This is a genomic window from Pseudomonas fluorescens group sp. PF-69 (assembly GCF_054481235.1).
Genome location: NZ_JBTMNC010000001.1, coordinates 2,125,067 through 2,144,068 on the forward strand (window position 1 = coordinate 2,125,067; position 19,002 = coordinate 2,144,068).

Below are 19,002 nucleotides of genomic sequence, written 5' to 3' on the forward strand. Positions count from 1 at the left end.
TGCGCGCAGCAGGCTGCCGCGTCCGGCCAAGCATGGTAGCGCAGACGGGGCTTCTTTAGTGACTGGGCTTGAGATGTGTGTGGTTTGGGCTGACGTCATCGCGAGCAGGCTCGCTCCCACAGGTTCGGTGTTGACCATGTGGGAGCGAGCCTGCTCGCGATGAGGCCGGATCAGGCGCCGACGACCCCGCCATCCTCGCGGGTAATCGCCATCACCGAAGAGCGCGGCTTGCCGTTCGGCAAATGCTCGGGGAAGGTCGATCCACCGTTTTCGCCAGGATGCTGAATCCCGACGAACAGCGTCTTCTGATCCGGCGAGAAGCTGATCCCTGTCACCTCGCAACCAATCGGCCCGACCATGAAACGGCGAATCTCACCCGTCTTCGGGTCGGCGCAGAGCATCTGGTTGTTGCCCATGCCGGCAAAGTCGCCGGCATTGCTCATGTCGCCATCGGTCAGAATCCACAAGCGCCCGGCTTTGTCGAAACCCAATCCGTCCGGGCTGTTGAACATGTTCTGTGCGGTGATGTTTGACGATCCGCCTTTTGGCGTCCCGGCGTGCACCTGCGGGTTGCCTGCGACCACGAACAAGTCCCAGGCGAAGGTGTTCGCGCCATGGTCGTCGCGGTCGGTGCGCCAGCGCAGGATTTGCCCGTAGACGTTCTTCTCCCGCGGGTTCGGACCGCCTACCGGCTGGCCGTCTTCACCGCGTTTGGCGTTGTTGGTCAACGTGCAGTAAACCTGGCCGTCCATGGGGCTGACGACGATCCATTCCGGGCGGTCCATGCGCGTGGCTTTGACCACGCTGGCGGCCAGGCGCGCATGAATCAGCACCTCGGCCTGATCGGCAAAACCGCTGCTGGCGTCGATGCCATTCTTGCCGTGGGTCAGTTCGATCCATTCACCCTGGCCCTTGGGGTGATCAGCATTACCGTCGCCGGCGTCGAAACGCGCCACGTACAAGGTGCCGTGGTCCAGCAGGTCGCGGTTGGCCTTGGGGTTCTTGTGGTTGATCTTGTCGCGGCTGACGAATTTGTAGATGAACTCGCCGCGTTCGTCGTCGCCCATGTAAACCACGGCGCGACCGTCGCCGGTTTCCGCCAGGGCCGCGTTTTCATGTTTGAAGCGGCCCAGCGCGGTGCGTTTGACCGGGGTCGATTTCGGGTCGAACGGGTCGATCTCCACCACCCAGCCGTGACGGTTGAGTTCGTTGGGGTTTTTGGCCAGGTCGAAGCGCTCGTTGTGCGGGTGCCAGTTGATTTCTTTGCTGGTCGCCACCGCGCCGTAGCGTTTCTGTGCGGCATCGAATTTCTGTTCGGCGTTGCTGCTGCCGAAGCAGTCGGTGAAGTTCTCTTCGCAGGTCAGATAGGTGCCCCAGGGCGTCTTGCCGTTGGCGCAGTTCTGGAATGTCCCGAGGACGTTTTTGCCGTGCGGATCGGCGCTGGTTTTCAACAGGTCGTGGCCAGCGGCCGGGCCGCTCAGGCTGATCGGCGAATTGCCGTGGATGCGTCGGTTGTAGTGCGAGCCCTGGACGAACTGCCAGTGACCGTTCTTGCGCTGCACCTCGATCACCGACACGCCTTCGCAGGCCAGCGCTTTGCGCACGTCTTGCGCCGACTGCGGCATGCCGCCGTGGGGATAGAGGTAGCGGTAGTTGGTGTATTCGTTGTTGATCGCCATCAGCGCCCGGTCTTTTTCACCGGGGAATTCGAACAGGCTCATGCCGTCGTTGTTGTCGCCGAACTGCACTTCCTGATGCTCGGCCGTGCCATTGCCGCTCGGGTCGAAGGCCGGGCCGTTTTTCTGCAGCGGTTGGCCCCAGCTGATCAGTACCGATGATTTGTAGCCTGGCGGCAGGGTGATCGCGTCGCTGGTGGCGGCGGGGATGCTGTCGAAACCCAGCAACTGGCTGGTGCCTGCACTGACGCTGGCGGCCAGTACGCTACGGCTCAACAGGTTGCCGCCGAGAAACATGGCGGCACCGCACAGGGCGCCCGCGCTGATGAAACCGCGACGGCTGAGGCCGACCATTTGTTCGAGGTCGGTGGGTTGGTTGTCTTTTAATAGGCTCACATCAGGCTCCCTGCGTATTTTGCAGTCACCTTAATGATGGGCGATGAAGCTTTTGTTGCAGTTGTCCTTACAGCGGTGTGCCGAGCAGGACGTTGGACGGCGAGAACTGCACGCGTACCGGTTTTCCGGTGCTCAACTGGCGCGATTGCAAATGCCGGGATTCGGCCAGTGCGCAGAGCGTTTGGCCATTGGGCAGGCCGATGCGCACTTCGCAGGGGCCGTCCTCGGCGTCGAGAATCTCCTCGATAACGCCTTCCAGGCAATTGTGTCCGGCTGTTGCGTCGTCGTCGCTGCCCAGCACCTCGAGCCAACCGGCCTTGATCAGGGCCACGACTTCGGTACCGGTTTGCAGGTCCAGGCGCAGGGTGCTGTCGTGAGTGATTTGCGCATCGAGGCTCAAGCCAGCGGCCAATTCGAGGCGAATCCGGTCGTTGTAGCCCTGGGTTTCAATGGCCGCGACCTTACCGTGCAACTGATTGCGTGCGCTGGTCCGGAGCATCAGCCGGCCAAGCAAGTCGAGGTCGCTGGCGTCCTCGGCGGCCTCCAGTACCTGGGCCTGCAGCGCCTGAAGCTTCTGATAGAGGCGCAACACGCGCTCGCCTTCGGCGGACAGTCTGGCGCCGCCACCGCCCTTGCCGCCGACACTGCGTTCCACCAACGGTTTCTGCGCGAGGTTGTTCAGCTCGTCGATGGCATCCCAAGCGGCCTTGTAGCTCAGCCCCGCGCTCTTCGCCGCGCGAGTGATCGAACCTTGCTCGGCGATGTGTTGCAGCAAGGCGATGCGTTGCGGGCGGCGGACAATGTGCTGGGACAACAACGTAGGCAAGGACATGGCAAGACGCTTTGGGCTGTGACGAGGGTGAGGACGTTGGCGGCTCGGGGCCCGGGAGTCAAGTCACGGTGACTCGCCAGGCTTGGGCGTGCGCGCCAGGCAATAAACGTCGACGCGGGTGGCCCCGGCATCCATCAGCAGGCGGGCCAGTGCGTGCGCCGTGGCGCCGGTGGTCAGTACGTCATCCACCAGTGCCAGGTGGCGTCCCTTCGGTGACGCATCGGGTGCCAGGGCAAAGGCGTGGCGCAGGTTTTTCTTGCGCGCCTCGGCATTCAGGTCCTGTTGAGCGCCCGTGTCCCGGGGTCTCAGGAGTAACCGTTCATCGGAAGGGATCTCGAGGCGAATGCTGAGCCAGCGCGCCAGCATGGCGGCCTGATTGAACCCCCGTTGGCGCAGGCGCCGGACGGCCAGGGGCACCGCTACCAGCGTGTCGGGTCGAGGCAGGTCATTGTCGAAGCGATGTTGCAGCGATTTGGCAAGAAGTTCGCCGAGCAGGTGGCCAAATGGCCATTTGGCGCTGTGCTTGAAGCGGGTAATCAGGCTGTCGATCGGGAAGCTGTAAGTCCAGGGCGCGATCACCTGTTCGAAGGCCGGCGGCTGGTTCAGGCATTGGCCGCACGTCAGGCCGGCAGCGGGCAAGGGCAGGGCGCAGGTCTGGCAATGATCGCCGAGCCAGGGCAGCTCGGTTTCACAGGCCATGCAGATGGGCGTGACGCCATCAGTCCACTCATCACACAGCAAACAGGGTTGTTTGTTTTTTAACCAGTTGTAAACCGGTCCTTTGTATCGTGGTTGACAGCGCATCGCTCTTCCTTAAATATGCCGAAACATCTGTGATGCGCCTGCGGGGTTCCGTTCCCGGCGCTTGCCAAGCATAAAACAAAGGAAACACCCATGAGCGCCAGCACCTCTGCAACCCTGCGTCATGACTGGTCTTTGGCCGAAGTCAAAGCACTCTTCGTTCAGCCATTCAATGACCTGTTGTTCCAGGCTCAGACGGTGCACCGCGCGCATTTCGACGCCAACCGCGTGCAGGTATCGACCCTGCTGTCGATCAAGACTGGCGCCTGCCCGGAAGATTGCAAATATTGTCCGCAGTCCGGTCACTACAACACCGGCCTGGAAAAAGAAAAACTGATGGAGGTGCAGAAGGTCCTCGAAGAGGCCGCTCGCGCCAAGGCCATCGGTTCGACCCGTTTCTGCATGGGCGCGGCGTGGAAACATCCGTCGGCCAAAGACATGCCTTACGTGCTGAAAATGGTCGAAGGCGTCAAAGCTCTGGGCCTGGAAACCTGCATGACCCTCGGTCGCCTGGATCAGGAACAGACCGAAGCGCTGGCCAAGGCCGGCCTCGACTATTACAACCACAACCTCGATACGTCGCCTGAGTTCTACGGCAGCATCATCACCACCCGCACCTATAGCGAGCGCCTGCAAACCCTGGCGTACGTACGTGATTCGGGGATGAAAATCTGCTCCGGCGGCATTCTCGGCATGGGCGAGTCCCTTGATGACCGCGCCAACCTGCTGATCCAGCTGGCCAACCTGCCGGAGCATCCGGAGTCGGTGCCGATCAACATGCTGGTGAAAGTTGCCGGAACGCCGCTGGAAAATGCCGACGACGTCGACCCGTTCGACTTCATCCGCATGCTCGCCGTTGCGCGGATCCTGATGCCGAAATCCCACGTGCGCCTGTCCGCCGGCCGCGAAGCCATGAACGAGCAGATGCAGGCCCTGGCGTTCTTTGCCGGCGCCAACTCGATTTTCTACGGCGAGAAATTGCTGACCACCGCCAACCCGCAGGCCGACAAGGACATGCAGTTGTTCTCGCGTCTGGGCATCCTGCCGGAAGCCCGCGAAGAGCACTCGGACGAAGTTCATCAGGCCGCCATCGAGCAGGCGCTGGTGGAGCAGAAGAGCAGCGAGCAGTTCTATAACGCGGCGGTTTGATGACTGCACCTGTTCCATTGCTGGAATGCAAAACACTGTGGAAGCGAGCCTGTCGAATCGTCGCACCGTCGCGATGGTCGTCAACGATGACGCGGAAAATCTGATACCCCCGCGGCGTCCTCAAGCTCATCGCGAGCAAGCTCGCTCCCACACGGAACTGCGATCGCTTCTGAAACCTGATCCCCGAGGCCTGCATGTCTTTCGATCTCGCCGCACGCCTTGCTGCCCGTCGTGCCGAAAATCTCTATCGTCAGCGCCCGCTGCTTGAAAGCCCGCAAGGCCCGCAAGTGGTGGTCGATGGTCAGCCGTTGCTGGCGTTCTGTAACAACGATTACCTGGGCCTGGCCAATCACCCTCAAGTGATCGAAGCCTGGCGCGCTGGCGCATCGAAGTGGGGCGTCGGTGGCGGGGCTTCGCATCTGGTGATCGGCCACAGCGGTCCCCATCACGCGCTGGAAGAAGCGCTGGCCGACCTGACCGGGCGCCCACGCGCCTTGCTGTTCACCACCGGCTACATGGCCAACCTCGGTGCAGTGACGGCGTTGGTGGGGCAGGGCGATACGGTGCTCGAGGACCGGCTCAATCACGCGTCGTTGCTCGATGCCGGGCTGTTGTCCGGCGCGCGCTTCAACCGTTATCTGCATAACGACGCGGTGAGCCTGGCCAAGCGCCTTGAGAAGGCGACCGGCAATACGCTGGTGGTCACCGACGGCGTGTTCAGCATGGACGGCGACATCGCCGACTTGCCGGCGCTGGCCCGGGAAACCAAGGCCAAAGGCGCGTGGCTGATGGTCGATGACGCCCATGGTTTCGGTCCGCTGGGGGCCAACGGCGGCGGCATCGTCGAGCATTTCGGCCTGAGCCAGGATGACGTGCCGGTGCTGGTCGGCACCCTCGGCAAGGCGTTTGGCACCGCAGGCGCCTTTGTCGCTGGCAGTGAGGAACTGATCGAAAGCCTGATCCAGTTCGCCCGCCCCTACATCTACACCACCAGCCAGCCTCCGGCCCTGGCCTGCGCCACGCTGAAAAGCCTGGAGCTGCTGCGCAGCGAGCACTGGCGGCGTGAGCATCTGAAAACGTTGATCAGCCAATTCCGCCGAGGTGCCGAGCAGATCGGCCTGGAGTTGATGGACAGCTTCACGCCAATCCAGCCGATCATGGTTGGCGACGCCGGGCGTGCGGTGCGCCTGTCGCAGATGTTGCGCGAGCGCGGCCTGATGGTGACCGCGATCCGCCCACCGACCGTGCCCGCCGGCAGCGCCCGGTTGCGCGTGACCCTGACCGCTGCCCATAGCGAGGCGCAGGTGCAGCTATTGTTAGATGGACTGGCCGATTGTTTTCAGCAACTGGGACCGGAGCCAAGCCATGCGTGATCGACTGATTCTGCTGCCCGGCTGGGGCCTCGGCGTTTCACCGCTGGAACCCTTGGCCGCGGCGTTGCAGGGCCTGGACGAGCACCTGCGTGTCGAGATCGAGCCGCTGCCGGAGCTGGAATCGAGCGATCTTGAAGAATGGCTCGACGAACTCGACTCGACGCTGCCACAGGACGCCTGGCTCGGCGGTTGGTCCCTGGGCGGCATGCTCGCTTGCGAATTGGCGGCGCGTCGCGGTGATCGTTGCTGCGGCTTGCTGACCCTGGCGAGCAACCCGTCCTTTGTCGCCCACGAACAGTGGCCGAGTGCGATGCCTGGCGAAACCTTCGATGCGTTTCTGGCAGGCTGTGCCGCCGACCCACGGATGACGTTGAAACGCTTTTCACTGCTCTGCGCGCAAGGTGCCGAAGACCCGCGCGGCTTGTCGCGTTTGTTGCTTGGTGGTGCGCCCCATACGGCGGCGCCCGTGTTGATGAGTGGGCTGGAGTTGCTCGCACAACTGGACACCCGGCCAGCGTTGCAGGCGTTTCGCGGCCCGCAGTTGCATTTGTTCGCCGGCCTCGACGGGCTGGTGCCGGCCGAAGCGGCGGGCGACTTGCTGGCGTTGCTGCCGGATATCGAAATCGGTCTGATTGAACAGGCCAGCCACGCGTTTCTTCTGGAAGACCCCCACGGTGTGGCGGGGGCGATCCAGGCCTTTTTGCATGAGTCCGGTGATGACTGATTTATCCCTTCCCGTTCCACCCGGCGGTTTGCCCGACAAGCGCCAGGTGGCGGCGTCCTTTTCCCGTGCGGCGGCGAGTTACGACAGTGTGGCCGAGTTGCAGCGTGACGTCGGCAGCCAGTTGCTGCGTCGTTTGCCGGATGATTTCGTGCCGGGGCGTTGGCTGGATCTCGGGTGTGGCACCGGGCATTTCAGTCGTGCACTGGGCGAGCGGTTTCCCGCCAGTCACGGCGTGGCGCTGGATATTGCCGAGGGCATGCTCAAGCATGCCCGGCCGTTGGGCGGCGCCACGCATTTCATCGCGGGCGATGCCGAGCGTTTGCCGCTACAGGATTCGACCTGCGACCTGATCTACTCCAGCCTGGCAGTGCAGTGGTGCGAGGACTTCGCGTCGGTGCTCGGCGAGGCCAGGCGCGTCCTGAAACCGGGCGGTGTTTTCGCATTTGCTAGTCTGTGCGTGGGCACCTTGTTTGAATTGCGTGACAGCTGGCGGCAGGTGGACGGCATGGTCCACGTCAACCGCTTCCGCGAGTTCGCGGTTTATCAAGGCTTGTGCGCGGCCAGTGGTCTGCAGGCGATCAGCCTGGAAACCCGTCCCCATGTTTTGCATTACCCCGATGTGCGCAGCCTGACCCATGAACTCAAGGCGCTGGGGGCGCATAATCTGAATCCTGGTCGGCCGGGCGGTTTGACCGGCCGGGCGCGGATTCTGGGGTTGATCGAGGCTTATGAGCAGTTTCGTCAGGCCCAGGGACTGCCGGCGACTTATCAAGTGGTGTATGCCGTTTTGGAGAAACCCTTATGAGTGCAGCCTATTTCATCACCGGCACCGACACCGATGTCGGCAAGACCACGGTGGCCGCCGGGTTGCTGCATGCGGCGCGTTCGGCGGGCCTGAGCACCGCGGCGGGCAAGCCGGTCGCTTCCGGTTGCGAGGTCACCCCCAAGGGCTTGCGCAATGCCGATGCACTGGCGCTGCTGGCGGAATGTTCACTGCCATTGACTTATGCACAGGTCAACCCGGTGGCGTTCGAACCGGCCATCGCCCCGCACCTGGCCGCCCGTGAGGCGGGCGTGGCGTTGACGGTGCAGTCCTTGTTGGCGCCGATGCGGCAGATTCTCGATAGGCAGGCCGATTTCACCCTGATCGAAGGTGCCGGTGGCTGGCGGGTGCCGTTGGCGGACCAGGCCAATCTGTCCGACCTGGCAATAGCGCTGGACCTGCCGGTGATTCTGGTGGTTGGCGTGCGCCTGGGTTGCATCAGCCATGCGTTGCTGACGGCCGAGGCGATTGCCCGGGACGGTTTGCAACTGGCAGGCTGGGTGGCCAACATCATCGATCCGAAAACCTCGCGTCTGGAAGAAAACCTGGCGACCCTCGCCGAACGAATCCCGGCGCCGTGCCTGGGACGTGTGCCGAAACTCAAGGTGGTGACGGCTGAAGCGGTGGCGGAGCATCTTCAGCTGGATCTGCTTGACTAGGCTTTGTCTATGACAAGGCACAATGCCATTAGTGTTTTTGTCGGGTGTTTTGCCACCGGCTCTGGTTCAATGCGCACTATTGATCCTTTGCAAAGACGGGTTCTCCCATGGAAATCTCAGGAAGCACCGCTTTTTATGCCGGTCTGAGCACTATTCAGACAGGGCAGAACCGTGTCGACCAGGCCGCCAGTCAGATCGCCAACACGACGATCGAGCGTTCGGTGACCAGCCAATCTTCAGAAGCTCAAGTCGATCGGTTGCGTTCGGTCGATCGTAGTCAGCAATCGGACCTGGCCAGCAACGTGGTCGAGCTGTCCCAAGGCAAATTTCAGGTGGAGCTGGGGGCCAGGGTGGCCAAGGCATCCGATGAAATGCTCGGTACGCTGATCGATACGTTCGCCTGATTCCTCGCTGAATCTGCACCTGCAACGCCGCGAACATTCGCGGCGTTTTGCTGTGTAAGTCCTTCTTGCCAAAAATAATCTTTCCGATACGGCGTGTTGCTCGGTCAACGGCGTTGCGCATCGGTGCGTCCGCCATTCCCGAACAGTGATGACGAACGGCAAAAGATCGGCGCTTGACAAGATTTGGGCGTAAACGTATGTTTCAAACAACTGTTTGACCGTCACAACAAATCGACACGGTCGCTCATTCCCGGTTACATCAGCAGAGGTTTATCGCTATGCCTGACTACAAGGCCCCCTTGCGTGATATTCGCTTCGTTCGTGACGAACTGCTCGGCTACGAAGCGCACTATCAGAGCCTTCCGGCTTGCGCAGACGCAACTCCGGACATGGTTGACGCCATTCTCGAAGAAGGCGCCAAGTTTTGTGAGCAGGTGCTGGCTCCGCTGAATCGCGTGGGTGACATCGAAGGCTGCACCTGGAGCGAGTCCGGCGTTAAGACCCCGACCGGTTTCAAAGAAGCCTACAAGCAATTCGTCGAAGGCGGCTGGCCAAGCCTGGCCCACGACGTGGATCACGGTGGCCAGGGCCTGCCGGAGTCCCTGGGTCTGGCGGTGAGCGAAATGGTCGGCGAAGCCAACTGGTCGTGGGGCATGTACCCGGGCCTGTCCCATGGCGCGATGAACACCATCTCCGAGCACGGCACCCCAGAGCAACAACACGCCTACCTGACCAAACTGGTGTCCGGCGAATGGACCGGCACCATGTGCCTGACCGAACCACACTGCGGCACCGACCTGGGCATGTTGCGCACCAAGGCCGAGCCTCAGGCCGACGGTTCCTACAAAGTGTCCGGCACCAAGATCTTCATCTCGGCCGGTGAACACGACATGGCCGATAACATCGTCCACATCGTGCTGGCCCGTCTGCCGGATGCACCGGCCGGCACCAAAGGCATCTCGCTGTTCATCGTGCCGAAATTCCTGCCGAACGAAGACGGTTCGATCGGTGCGCGTAACGCGGTGTCCTGTGGTTCCCTGGAACACAAGATGGGCATCCACGGCAACGCCACTTGCGTGATGAACTTCGACGCGGCCACCGGTTTCCTGATCGGCCCGGCGAACAAAGGCCTGAACTGCATGTTCACCTTCATGAACACCGCACGCCTGGGTACCGCGCTGCAAGGTCTGGCCCACGCCGAAATCGGTTTCCAGGGCGGCCTGAAATACGCTCGCGATCGTCTGCAAATGCGTTCGCTGACTGGCCCGAAAGCGCCGGACAAAGCCGCTGACCCGATCATCGTGCACCCTGATGTACGTCGCATGCTGTTGACCATGAAGGCCTTCGCCGAAGGCAACCGTGCGATGGTGTACTTCACCGCCAAGCAAGTCGACATCGTCAAGTACGGTGTGGACGAAGAAGAGAAGAAGAAAGCCGACGCTCTGCTGGCCTTCATGACGCCAATCGCCAAAGCCTTCATGACCGAAGTCGGTTTCGAATCGGCCAACCACGGCGTGCAAATCTACGGCGGCCACGGTTTCATCGCCGAGTGGGGCATGGAGCAGAACGTTCGCGACAGCCGCATTTCGATGCTGTACGAAGGCACCACCGGTATCCAGGCACTCGACCTGCTGGGCCGTAAAGTGCTGATGACTCAAGGCGAGGCCCTGAAAGGCTTCACCAAGATCGTCCACAAGTTCTGCCAGAACAACGAAGGCAACGAAGCCGTCAAGGAATTCGTCGCACCGCTGGCTGCACTGAACAAGGAATGGGGCGAGCTGACCATGAAGGTCGGTATGGCCGCCATGAAGGATCGCGAAGAAGTCGGCGCGGCCTCCGTGGACTACCTGATGTACTCCGGTTACGCCTGCCTGGCCTACTTCTGGGCTGACATGGCGCGTCTGGCTGCGGAAAAACTGGCTGCCGGCACCACCGAACAGGCGTTCTACACCGCCAAGTTGCAGACTGCGCGTTTCTACTTCCAGCGCATCCTGCCGCGTACCCGCACTCACGTGGCAACCATGCTGTCGGGCGCCAATAACCTGATGGACATGAAAGAAGAAGACTTCGCGCTGGGCTACTAAGCCTTAACGCTGTCGTGTAAAGAACCGCCATTCCTTCGGGACTGGCGGTTTTTTTTGCGGCAATGCTCAAGCGACAGCGGGACTCGTCCAGCGTGTCGGGGCTTTCCCCTGTGTCACTGGCAGACCGTTCGTCGCCAGTGATGCTCTTTTTTACAAAAATACCTCAGTAATTCACTCAGCAATCCGGGAATTTTGCCGTTAAAGTGGTGGGCACATTGCCATCTTTTTTGATTTGACGGTCGGAGCTTTACCCTTGCCGCGTTCTTCCGCTGTACGTTTCAGTCATTTCCTGCCGTCATTACTGCTATTGCTGGCGGGACTTGCGGCGGCTTACGTCAAGGATCTGAACGTCTTCTTCACTTCGCTGTTCAACGTGCTGCCAACCCTGGTGCTGTTGCTCGGCGGTTCTTACTGCGCGGTGTACCGACGTCAGCGTGAACTGTTTCTGATGGTCACGGTGTACATCGCCTACTACCTGCTCGACACCCAGACCGACTACTACCGCGACAACGGCAAGGTGCGCGATGACGCGGCCGTGGTCTTCCACTTGTGTTGCTTGCTATTGCCGTTGTTATTCGGCGTATTCGCCGCCTGGCAGGAGCGTACTCATCTGTTCCAGGACATGGTGGCGCGCTTCGCCGTGTTGCTGGCCGTGGGCAGCGTGGCGTTGGGGCTGGAGCAAAGTTACCCGCATGCGCTGTTGATCTGGCTGTCGGAGATCCGCTGGCCGGCGTTGCACGGTGCCTGGATGAGCCTGATCCAGTTGTCCTACCCGGTGTTCATCGGTTCGTTCCTGCTGCTGGTGTATCAGTACTGGCGCAATCCGCGACCGCTGCACGCCGCGCAACTGGTGGGCTTGCTCGGACTGTTCTGGATGTTGCCGAAGACCTTCATCCTGCCATTCACTCTGAACATCATGTGCAGCCAGGTGATGCTGATGATCGCCGCCGCCGTTGCGCACGAGGCCTATCAAATGGCGTTCCGCGATGAACTCACCGGTCTGCCGGGGCGTCGTGCCTTGAACGAGCGCATGCAGCGACTGGGGCGCAACTACGTGCTGGCCATGAGCGATGTCGACCACTTCAAGAAATTCAACGATACCCACGGCCATGATGTCGGTGACCAGGTGCTGCGACTGGTCGCCAGCAAACTGTCGAAAATCGGCGGGGGCGGCAAGGCGTATCGCTATGGCGGTGAGGAGTTTGCCCTGGTGTTCGCCGGCAAGACCCTCGAAGAGTGCATGCCGCACCTGGAGGTCATCCGCGAATCCATCGCCACCTACAATATTCATCTGCGTAACCAGGACAGCCGTCCGCAGGACGATAGTCAGGGACGCCAGCGCCGCTCGGGCGCCAATGCTACGAGCGTGTCGGTCACGGTGAGCATCGGCGTCGCCGAGCGCATTGAACAACGCACCCCTGAAGAAGTGCTCAAATCCGCGGATCAGGCGCTCTACAGCGCCAAGGGCGCAGGCCGTAACTGTGTCATGGCATTCGGTCAGACTCGTCGTGGTGCGGTGCGCATGGACGCCGCTGCGGTTGAGTGATGATGGCGCATTCAGCGTCTGGACTGTGATTGTGAGGCGTGGTCGGCGGCAGTAGGTTTGAGTCATCTGCTGCCGGAGAAATGACCATGCCCGAGTACAAAGCTCCCCTGCGCGACATGCGCTTTCTGATCGACCACGTCTTCGACTTTCACAGCAACTACGCCGCGCTGGGGGCCACTGACGCCAGTGCGGACATGGTCAGTGCGATTCTTGAAGAGGGCGCGAAGTTCTGCGAGAACGTGCTGTCGCCACTTAACCGCAGCGGTGACGAAGAAGGCTGCCATTTCGACAATGGCGTCGTGACGACACCGAAAGGCTTCAAGCAGGCTTTCGCACAGTATGTGGAAGGCGGCTGGCACGGGCTGGCGGCCGATCCGGCCTACGGCGGCCAGGGTCTGCCGAGCTCTCTGGGCCTGGTCATCAGCGAAATGGTGGCGTCGAGCAACACGTCCTGGGGCATGTACCCCGGCCTGACTCACGGCGCCATGTCAGCGATCCACGCCCATGGCACCGACGAACAGAAACAGACCTACCTGAGCAAACTCACCGCCGGCCAATGGACCGGCACCATGTGCCTGACCGAAGCCCATTGCGGCACGGACCTGGGCATCATCAAGACCCGCGCCGTGCCGCAGGCCGATGGCAGTTACGCGATCTCCGGCAGCAAGATCTTCATCTCCGCCGGCGAACACGACATGAGCGACAACATCGTTCATCTGGTACTGGCGAAGCTGCCGGACGCACCGGCCGGCACCAAGGGCATTTCGCTGTTCATCGTGCCCAAATTCCTGCCCGATACGGCCGGTGAGGCTGGCGAGCGTAACGGCGTGTCCTGCGGCTCCATCGAACACAAAATGGGCATCAAGGCGTCGGCCACCTGTGTGCTGAACTTCGACGGCGCCAGAGGCTTCCTGATCGGCGAGCCGAACAAGGGCCTGAACTGCATGTTCACCATGATGAACCATGCGCGCCTGGGCACCGGGATGCAGGGCTTGTGCCTGGGGGAGGCGAGTTTCCAGGGCGCGATCAAGTACGCCAACGAGCGCTTGCAGATGCGCGCGCTCACCGGCCCCAAAGCACCGGACAAAGCGGCCGACCCGATCATCGTCCATCCGGACGTGCGCCGGATGCTGCTGACCATGAAGGCCTTCAACGAAGGCAATCGCGCACTGACCTACTTCACGGCGCAATTGCTGGATGTTGCACACCTGAGCAAGGACGAAACGGCGCGCCAGGACGCTGAAGACTTGCTGGCGTTCCTGACGCCGATCTGCAAGGCCTTCATGACCGACACCGGCCTGGAAGTGACCAACCTCGGCATGCAGGTGTTCGGTGGTCATGGCTTCATTCGTGAATGGGGCATGGAGCAACTGGTGCGCGATTGCCGCATCGCGCCGATCTACGAGGGCACCAATGGCATTCAGGCGCTGGACCTGCTGGGGCGCAAGGTCCTGGGCAGCCAGGGCAAACTGTTGCGCGGCTTTACCAGGATCGTTCACAAGTTTTGCGCGGCGAACGCTGAACATCCGCAGTTGGCCAGCTATGTGGCGCAACTCAGTGGCCTGAACCAGCAGTGGGGCGAGTTGACGACCAGGGTCGGCATGGCGGCGATGAAAAACCCCGATGAAGTGGGGGCCGCGTCGGTGGATTACCTGATGTACAGCGGCTACATCATCCTTGGCTATTTGTGGCTGCGCATGGCACTGGTGGCCCAGGCACGGCTGGAAGCGGGCGGTGGCGATGCGGATTTCTGCAAAGCCAAACTGGCGACCAGCGAGTTTTACTTCAAGCGCCTGCTGCCCCGTACAGCCGCTCATCGGTCGGCGATCGAGGCGGGCAGCGACTGCCTGATGCAGCTGCCGGCGGAGTTGTTTGCGCTTTAATCTTTAAAACCAGTGGCAAAGGAGCCCGTGTTATTGCGGGCTTTTTTTTGAGTGCGTGATTCAGTGACCAAACATTACAAAACGGTCACCGCCTGACCCTATGTGTCGCAAAAGTTGTTGGGTTACACTCGGATACAACGAAAATACTACCCCTACGATTCACCCGTTTAGATCTTGCGAGGTTTGCCATGGCTGACTACAAAGCGCCCCTGCGCGATATGCGTTTCGTCCTCAATGAAGTTTTCGAGGTCGCCAAACTCTGGGCCGAGCTGCCTGCGTTGGCCGAAACCGTCGACGCGGAAACGGTCGAGGCCATCCTTGAAGAAGCCGGCAAGGTCACCAGCAAAAGCATCGCGCCCCTGAGCCGTGCCGCTGATGAAGAAGGTTGCCACTGGGCGGACGGTGCCGTCACCACGCCGGCCGGCTTCACGGAGGCTTATCAGACCTACGCCGAGGGCGGATGGGTCGGTGTCGGCGGTGACCCGTCCTACGGTGGCATGGGCATGCCCAAGGCCGTTTCGGCCCAGGTCGAAGAAATGGTCAACTCTGCCAGCCTGGCGTTCGGTCTGTACCCGATGCTGACGGCCGGTGCCTGTCTGTCGATCAATGCCCACGCCAGCGAAGAACTGAAAGCCGCCTACCTGCCGAACATGTACGCCGGTGTCTGGGCCGGTTCCATGTGCCTGACCGAACCGCATGCCGGTACCGACCTGGGCATCATCCGCACCAAGGCCGAACCTCAGGCCGACGGTTCCTACAAGGTCAGCGGCACCAAGATCTTCATCACCGGCGGCGAACACGACCTGACCGAGAACATCATTCACCTGGTGCTGGCCAAACTGCCGGATGCCCCGGCGGGACCGAAAGGCATCTCGCTGTTCCTGGTGCCGAAGTTCATGGTCAATGCCGATGGCAGCCTGGGCGCGCGCAACCCGGCCAACTGCGGTTCGATCGAACACAAGATGGGCATCCAGGCGTCCGCGACCTGTGTGATGAACTTCGACGAAGCCGTGGGTTATCTGGTTGGCGAGCCGAACAAAGGCCTGGCAGCGATGTTCACCATGATGAACTACGAGCGTCTGGGGGTTGGTATTCAAGGCCTGGCCACGGGCGAGCGTTCCTACCAGAACGCCATCGAATACGCCCGTGACCGCCTGCAAAGCCGTTCGCCGACCGGCGCGCAGAACAAGGACAAAGTGGCCGACCCGATCATCGTCCACCCGGACGTGCGTCGCATGCTGTTGACCATGAAGGCATCGAACGAAGGCGGCCGCGCTTTCTCGACCTACGTGGCCATGCAACTGGACACTGCCAAGTTCAGTGAAGACGCCACGACCCGCAAGCGTGCGGAGGACCTGGTGGCGTTGCTGACGCCGGTGGCCAAGGCATTCCTGACCGATCTGGGTCTGGAAACCACCGTACATGGCCAGCAGATCTTCGGCGGCCACGGCTACATCCGCGAATGGGGCCAGGAGCAGCTGGTGCGCGACGTGCGCATCACCCAGATCTACGAAGGCACCAACGGCATTCAGGCGCTGGACCTGGTCGGGCGCAAGATCGTCGGCAGCGGCGGGGCGTTCTACAAACTGTTCGCTGACGAGATTCGTCATTTCACCGCCACGGCCAGCGCCGACCTGGCGGAGTTCACCAAACCGCTGAACGATGCCGTGACGACCCTCGATGAGCTGACGGCGTGGTTGCTGGATCGGGCAAAAAACAACCCGAATGAAATCGGCGCCGCGTCGGTTGAATATCTGCAAGTGTTTGGCTACACCGCCTACGCTTACATGTGGGCACTGATGGCCAAGGCTGCTTTCGGCAAAGAAGCGCAGGACGATTTCTACGCCAGCAAGCTGGGCACGGCACGTTTCTACTTCGCCCGGCTGCTGCCGCGGATTCACTCGTTGAGTGCGTCGGTGAAGGCTGGCAGCGAGTCGCTGTTCCTGCTGGATGCCGCGCAATTCTGAAGGTGTAACGTCATGTAAGCATTCTCTTACACGACGTGCTGCACTTCTCCCATAGAAGCAGATTGGATCCACAGCTAATCTACTTCACATGGACGTAGCGCAGGAAGCGCAAAGCAACAACACGGACACGTAGGATTCTGCCAGGACGGCGGAGTGAAATGGATGTCAGGGAAACAGTCTGCAAAGCCCCGCTTCGGCGGGGTTTTCTTATGCCCGCAAAAAAGTACTCAGCTCAGTCCATCCAGTGCCGATGGGGTGTTCAAGCGCTCGTCCGGTCGATTTATCACCTCCTCCAGCAATGTTCGCAACAATGCCATCGAGGCCTGTTGCCGTTGCACATCCCGACACACCAGTCCGATTTTCAGCGGTACCCGGGGTTCACTCAGGGGCTTCCACAACAGGTCTTTGCTGCCGTGGGCTTTTTGCGAGCGCCCAGGCAGTACCGTCGCCAATCGCGTGTGCGGCAGGCTGTCGAGAATCCCCGCCATGTTGTTCAGTTCGGCTTGTACCTGCGGTCGTCTCCCCATGCTGGCCAGTTGCGTTTGCCAGATCTGCCGCACTTGAAACTCCTCGCCCAGCAGCAACATGGGCAACTCGGCGGCCTGGCTCATGGATACCTTCTTGAATTCCCGCAGCGGATGGTCCGTCGGGATCACCAGCGTCAGTTCATCTTCGTACAGCATCACGCCGTGCAACCCGGGTTGCCGGGGCGGCAGGTAGCTGATGCCGATGTCCAGCGAGCCATTGAGCAGGCGTCGCTCGACTTCCAGGCCCGTCAACTCATAGATCTGCACCACCAGATGCGGTTGCGCCTTGCGCACCCGTTCGAGCATCTGCGGCACCAGGCTGGTATGCACGGTCTGCAAAACGCCAATCGCCAGTGTGCGCAGCGCTTGCCCCTTGAAATTGCCCAGCGCCTCGCGCGCCCGTTGCAAGCCATCAAGCAGGGGCAAGGCGTGGTTGTACAGGGTATGTGCCGCCAGCGTCGGCAACAGTCGTTTGCTGCTGCGTTCGAACAGGGTCACGTCCAGCGTTTGTTCGAGTTGCCGGATCTGCTGGGACAGCGCCGGTTGAGAGATGGACAGCCGCTCGGCGGCACGGCCCACATGGCCCTCTTCGTAGACCGCGACGAAATAACGCAGTTGTTTAAAATCCATAAGTAATACTTATCGAAAATGTTGAGAAATCGAAATGGCCAAAGGCCTTGCCTGAGCCTAGTCTAACCGCATTCACAAGGCTTACAGGGCCACAAAGCGCGATGATTACCGTTTGCTTCGATGGTGTTGACATAGGTAAGGCAAAAAATCCAAAACGGAGATTGAACGGATGAATTTGTTCAGTCTGCGTCGTCACTCACCGAGCCTTGATGATCTAGTGGCGCACGCTTCCTTTCAGTCCAGGGGCGACAACCTTTCCAGTGAGTGCCTGATGCCCAGTGTCGAGCGACCGAAACAGGTTTTTGTCCGAGGCCAGGGTTCTTGGTTGTGGGACAACGATGACCGGGCTTATCTGGATTTCTCCCAAGGTGGTGGCGCCAACAGCCTTGGACACAGCCCCAAGGCGCTGGTCAATGCCATCGCGACGCAGGCACAAACACTGATCAACCCCGGTTTCGGGTTGCATAACCGCGGCATGCTGAACCTCGCCGAGCGACTGTGTGTCAGCACCGGCAGCGACCAGGCCTACCTGCTCAATAGTGGCAGCGAAGCCTGTGAGGCGGCGATCAAGCTGGCGCGCAAATGGGGCCAACAGCATCGCGGCGGCGCTTCGCGGATCATCGTCGCCAATAACGGCTGTCATGGTCGCAGTCTGGCGACGATCTCCGCGTCAGACAGTTCGGCGCAGGTCAATCGATTCGAGCCGCAGCTGCCGGGCTTCAGTCACGTTCCGTTCAACGATCTTCCAGCGCTGCATGCGGCCGTGGATGAGCGCACCGTCGCCATCATGCTCGAGCCGATCCAGAGCGAAGCCGGCGTGATACCGGCGACCGCGCATTACCTCAAAGGCGTCGAGCGCCTGTGTCGTGAACTCGGCATCCTGTTGATCCTCGACGAAGTGCAAACCGGCATCGGGCGCTGCGGCACCTTGCTTGCCGAACAGTCCTACAGCGTGCGGGCGGATATCGTTGTGCTCGGCAAAGGGCTGGGCGGTGGCGTGCCCGTGGCGGCGTTGCTGGCGCGGGGCAAGGCCTGCTGTTTTGAAACCGGTGAAATCACCGGCACTCATCACGGCAATGCCTTGATGACAGCGGCGGGGCTCTCCGTGCTCGACAGCGTGCACGACAAGGGATTTCTCGAGCATGTCGGGCAAAGTGCCCAGCATCTGCGTGAAGGACTGCAGCGTCTGGCGCGCCGTTATGGCCACGGCGAGTTACGCGGTCAAGGCCTGCTCTGGGGGCTGACCCTGTCCGATGATTCCGCCGACGCCGTGGTCAAGGCTGCACTTTACGAAGGCCTGTTGCTCAACGCCCCGCAACCCGACTGCCTGCGCTTCACACCGGCGCTGAATGTCAGCAAAGCCAACATCGACGAAATGCTCCTGCGACTGGCCCGCGCCTTCTCCCGTGTACGCACCGCCCAGTTGCAGTGCCGCAAAGGGATCGCCGTCTGATCAGACACACCCTGCACGAATCCCCGAACCGTCTCGCGGTATAACGCACGCCCCACGCTGGATTTTTTTGGCGTG

15 protein-coding genes are annotated in these 19,002 nt (G+C 61.2%); 11 read left to right on the forward strand and 4 right to left on the reverse strand.

The genetic code is table 11. The features are described from left to right. Positions 1-170: 170 nt before the first annotated feature. From ACX3YF_RS09730 to ACX3YF_RS09740, 3 genes are all read right to left on the reverse strand, one after another. Positions 171-2,072: an alkaline phosphatase PhoX gene (locus ACX3YF_RS09730; protein ID WP_198132823.1), complete on the reverse strand. Its 1,902-nt coding sequence runs from the start codon at positions 2,070-2,072 to the stop codon at positions 171-173. Between the two features lie 67 nt (positions 2,073-2,139). Further along, entirely contained in the window at positions 2,140-2,904 is a 765-nt protein-coding gene (locus ACX3YF_RS09735) for a TOBE domain-containing protein (RefSeq protein ID WP_448647514.1), read from the reverse strand. Between the two features lie 63 nt (positions 2,905-2,967). Beyond that, positions 2,968-3,708 carry a double zinc ribbon domain-containing protein gene (locus ACX3YF_RS09740; protein ID WP_458973679.1) on the reverse strand — a complete coding sequence of 247 codons (741 nt, stop codon included), beginning with the start codon at positions 3,706-3,708 and terminating at the stop codon, positions 2,968-2,970. Between the two features lie 90 nt (positions 3,709-3,798). On the opposite strand from ACX3YF_RS09740, the gene bioB reads away from it, so the two are divergent. From bioB to ACX3YF_RS09790, 10 genes are all read left to right on the forward strand, one after another. Next, positions 3,799-4,854 (forward strand): biotin synthase BioB, encoded by a 1,056-nt coding sequence (bioB, locus tag ACX3YF_RS09745; RefSeq protein WP_047534246.1) that lies wholly within the window; start codon positions 3,799-3,801, stop codon positions 4,852-4,854. 194 nt (positions 4,855-5,048) lie between these two features. Further along, positions 5,049-6,227 carry an 8-amino-7-oxononanoate synthase gene (gene bioF / locus ACX3YF_RS09750; RefSeq protein WP_130210230.1) on the forward strand — a complete coding sequence of 393 codons (1,179 nt, stop codon included), beginning with the start codon at positions 5,049-5,051 and terminating at the stop codon, positions 6,225-6,227. Next, on the forward strand, positions 6,220-6,951 hold the full coding sequence (locus tag ACX3YF_RS09755) for an alpha/beta fold hydrolase (RefSeq protein WP_448647512.1): 732 nt from the start codon (positions 6,220-6,222) through the stop codon (positions 6,949-6,951). Before bioF ends, ACX3YF_RS09755 begins: the two co-directional genes overlap by 8 nt. After that, on the forward strand, positions 6,944-7,756 hold the full coding sequence (gene bioC / locus ACX3YF_RS09760; protein WP_130210234.1) for a malonyl-ACP O-methyltransferase BioC: 813 nt from the start codon (positions 6,944-6,946) through the stop codon (positions 7,754-7,756). Before ACX3YF_RS09755 ends, bioC begins: the two co-directional genes overlap by 8 nt. After that, a complete protein-coding gene (gene bioD / locus ACX3YF_RS09765; protein ID WP_047534235.1) occupies positions 7,753-8,433 on the forward strand; it encodes a dethiobiotin synthase in 681 nt (226 codons plus the stop codon). Before bioC ends, bioD begins: the two co-directional genes overlap by 4 nt. Positions 8,434-8,540: 107 nt before the next feature. Beyond that, positions 8,541-8,837, forward strand: a complete 297-nt coding sequence (locus tag ACX3YF_RS09770) for a pyrroloquinoline quinone biosynthesis protein PqqE (protein WP_103404136.1) — start codon at positions 8,541-8,543, stop codon at positions 8,835-8,837. 278 nt (positions 8,838-9,115) lie between these two features. Beyond that, positions 9,116-10,921: a phenylacyl-CoA dehydrogenase gene (locus tag ACX3YF_RS09775; RefSeq protein WP_130210236.1), complete on the forward strand. Its 1,806-nt coding sequence runs from the start codon at positions 9,116-9,118 to the stop codon at positions 10,919-10,921. A 253-nt stretch (positions 10,922-11,174) separates the two neighbouring features. Beyond that, positions 11,175-12,467, forward strand: a complete 1,293-nt coding sequence (locus ACX3YF_RS09780) for a GGDEF domain-containing protein (protein ID WP_448647509.1) — start codon at positions 11,175-11,177, stop codon at positions 12,465-12,467. Positions 12,468-12,553: 86 nt separating this feature from the next. Continuing rightward, positions 12,554-14,350, forward strand: coding sequence for an acyl-CoA dehydrogenase C-terminal domain-containing protein (locus ACX3YF_RS09785; RefSeq protein WP_458973680.1), 1,797 nt, complete (start codon positions 12,554-12,556; stop codon positions 14,348-14,350). A 188-nt stretch (positions 14,351-14,538) separates the two neighbouring features. Further along, entirely contained in the window at positions 14,539-16,317 is a 1,779-nt protein-coding gene (locus ACX3YF_RS09790; RefSeq protein WP_130210242.1) for an acyl-CoA dehydrogenase C-terminal domain-containing protein, read from the forward strand. Positions 16,318-16,544: 227 nt separating this feature from the next. Here the strand turns inward: ACX3YF_RS09790 and ACX3YF_RS09795 are convergent, their stop codons facing one another. Further along, a complete protein-coding gene (locus tag ACX3YF_RS09795; RefSeq protein ID WP_448647508.1) occupies positions 16,545-17,474 on the reverse strand; it encodes a LysR family transcriptional regulator in 930 nt (309 codons plus the stop codon). A gap of 169 nt (positions 17,475-17,643) precedes the next feature. On the opposite strand from ACX3YF_RS09795, the gene ACX3YF_RS09800 reads away from it, so the two are divergent. Further along, entirely contained in the window at positions 17,644-18,927 is a 1,284-nt protein-coding gene (locus ACX3YF_RS09800; protein WP_448647507.1) for an aspartate aminotransferase family protein, read from the forward strand. The last annotated feature ends 75 nt before the right edge of the window (positions 18,928-19,002 follow it).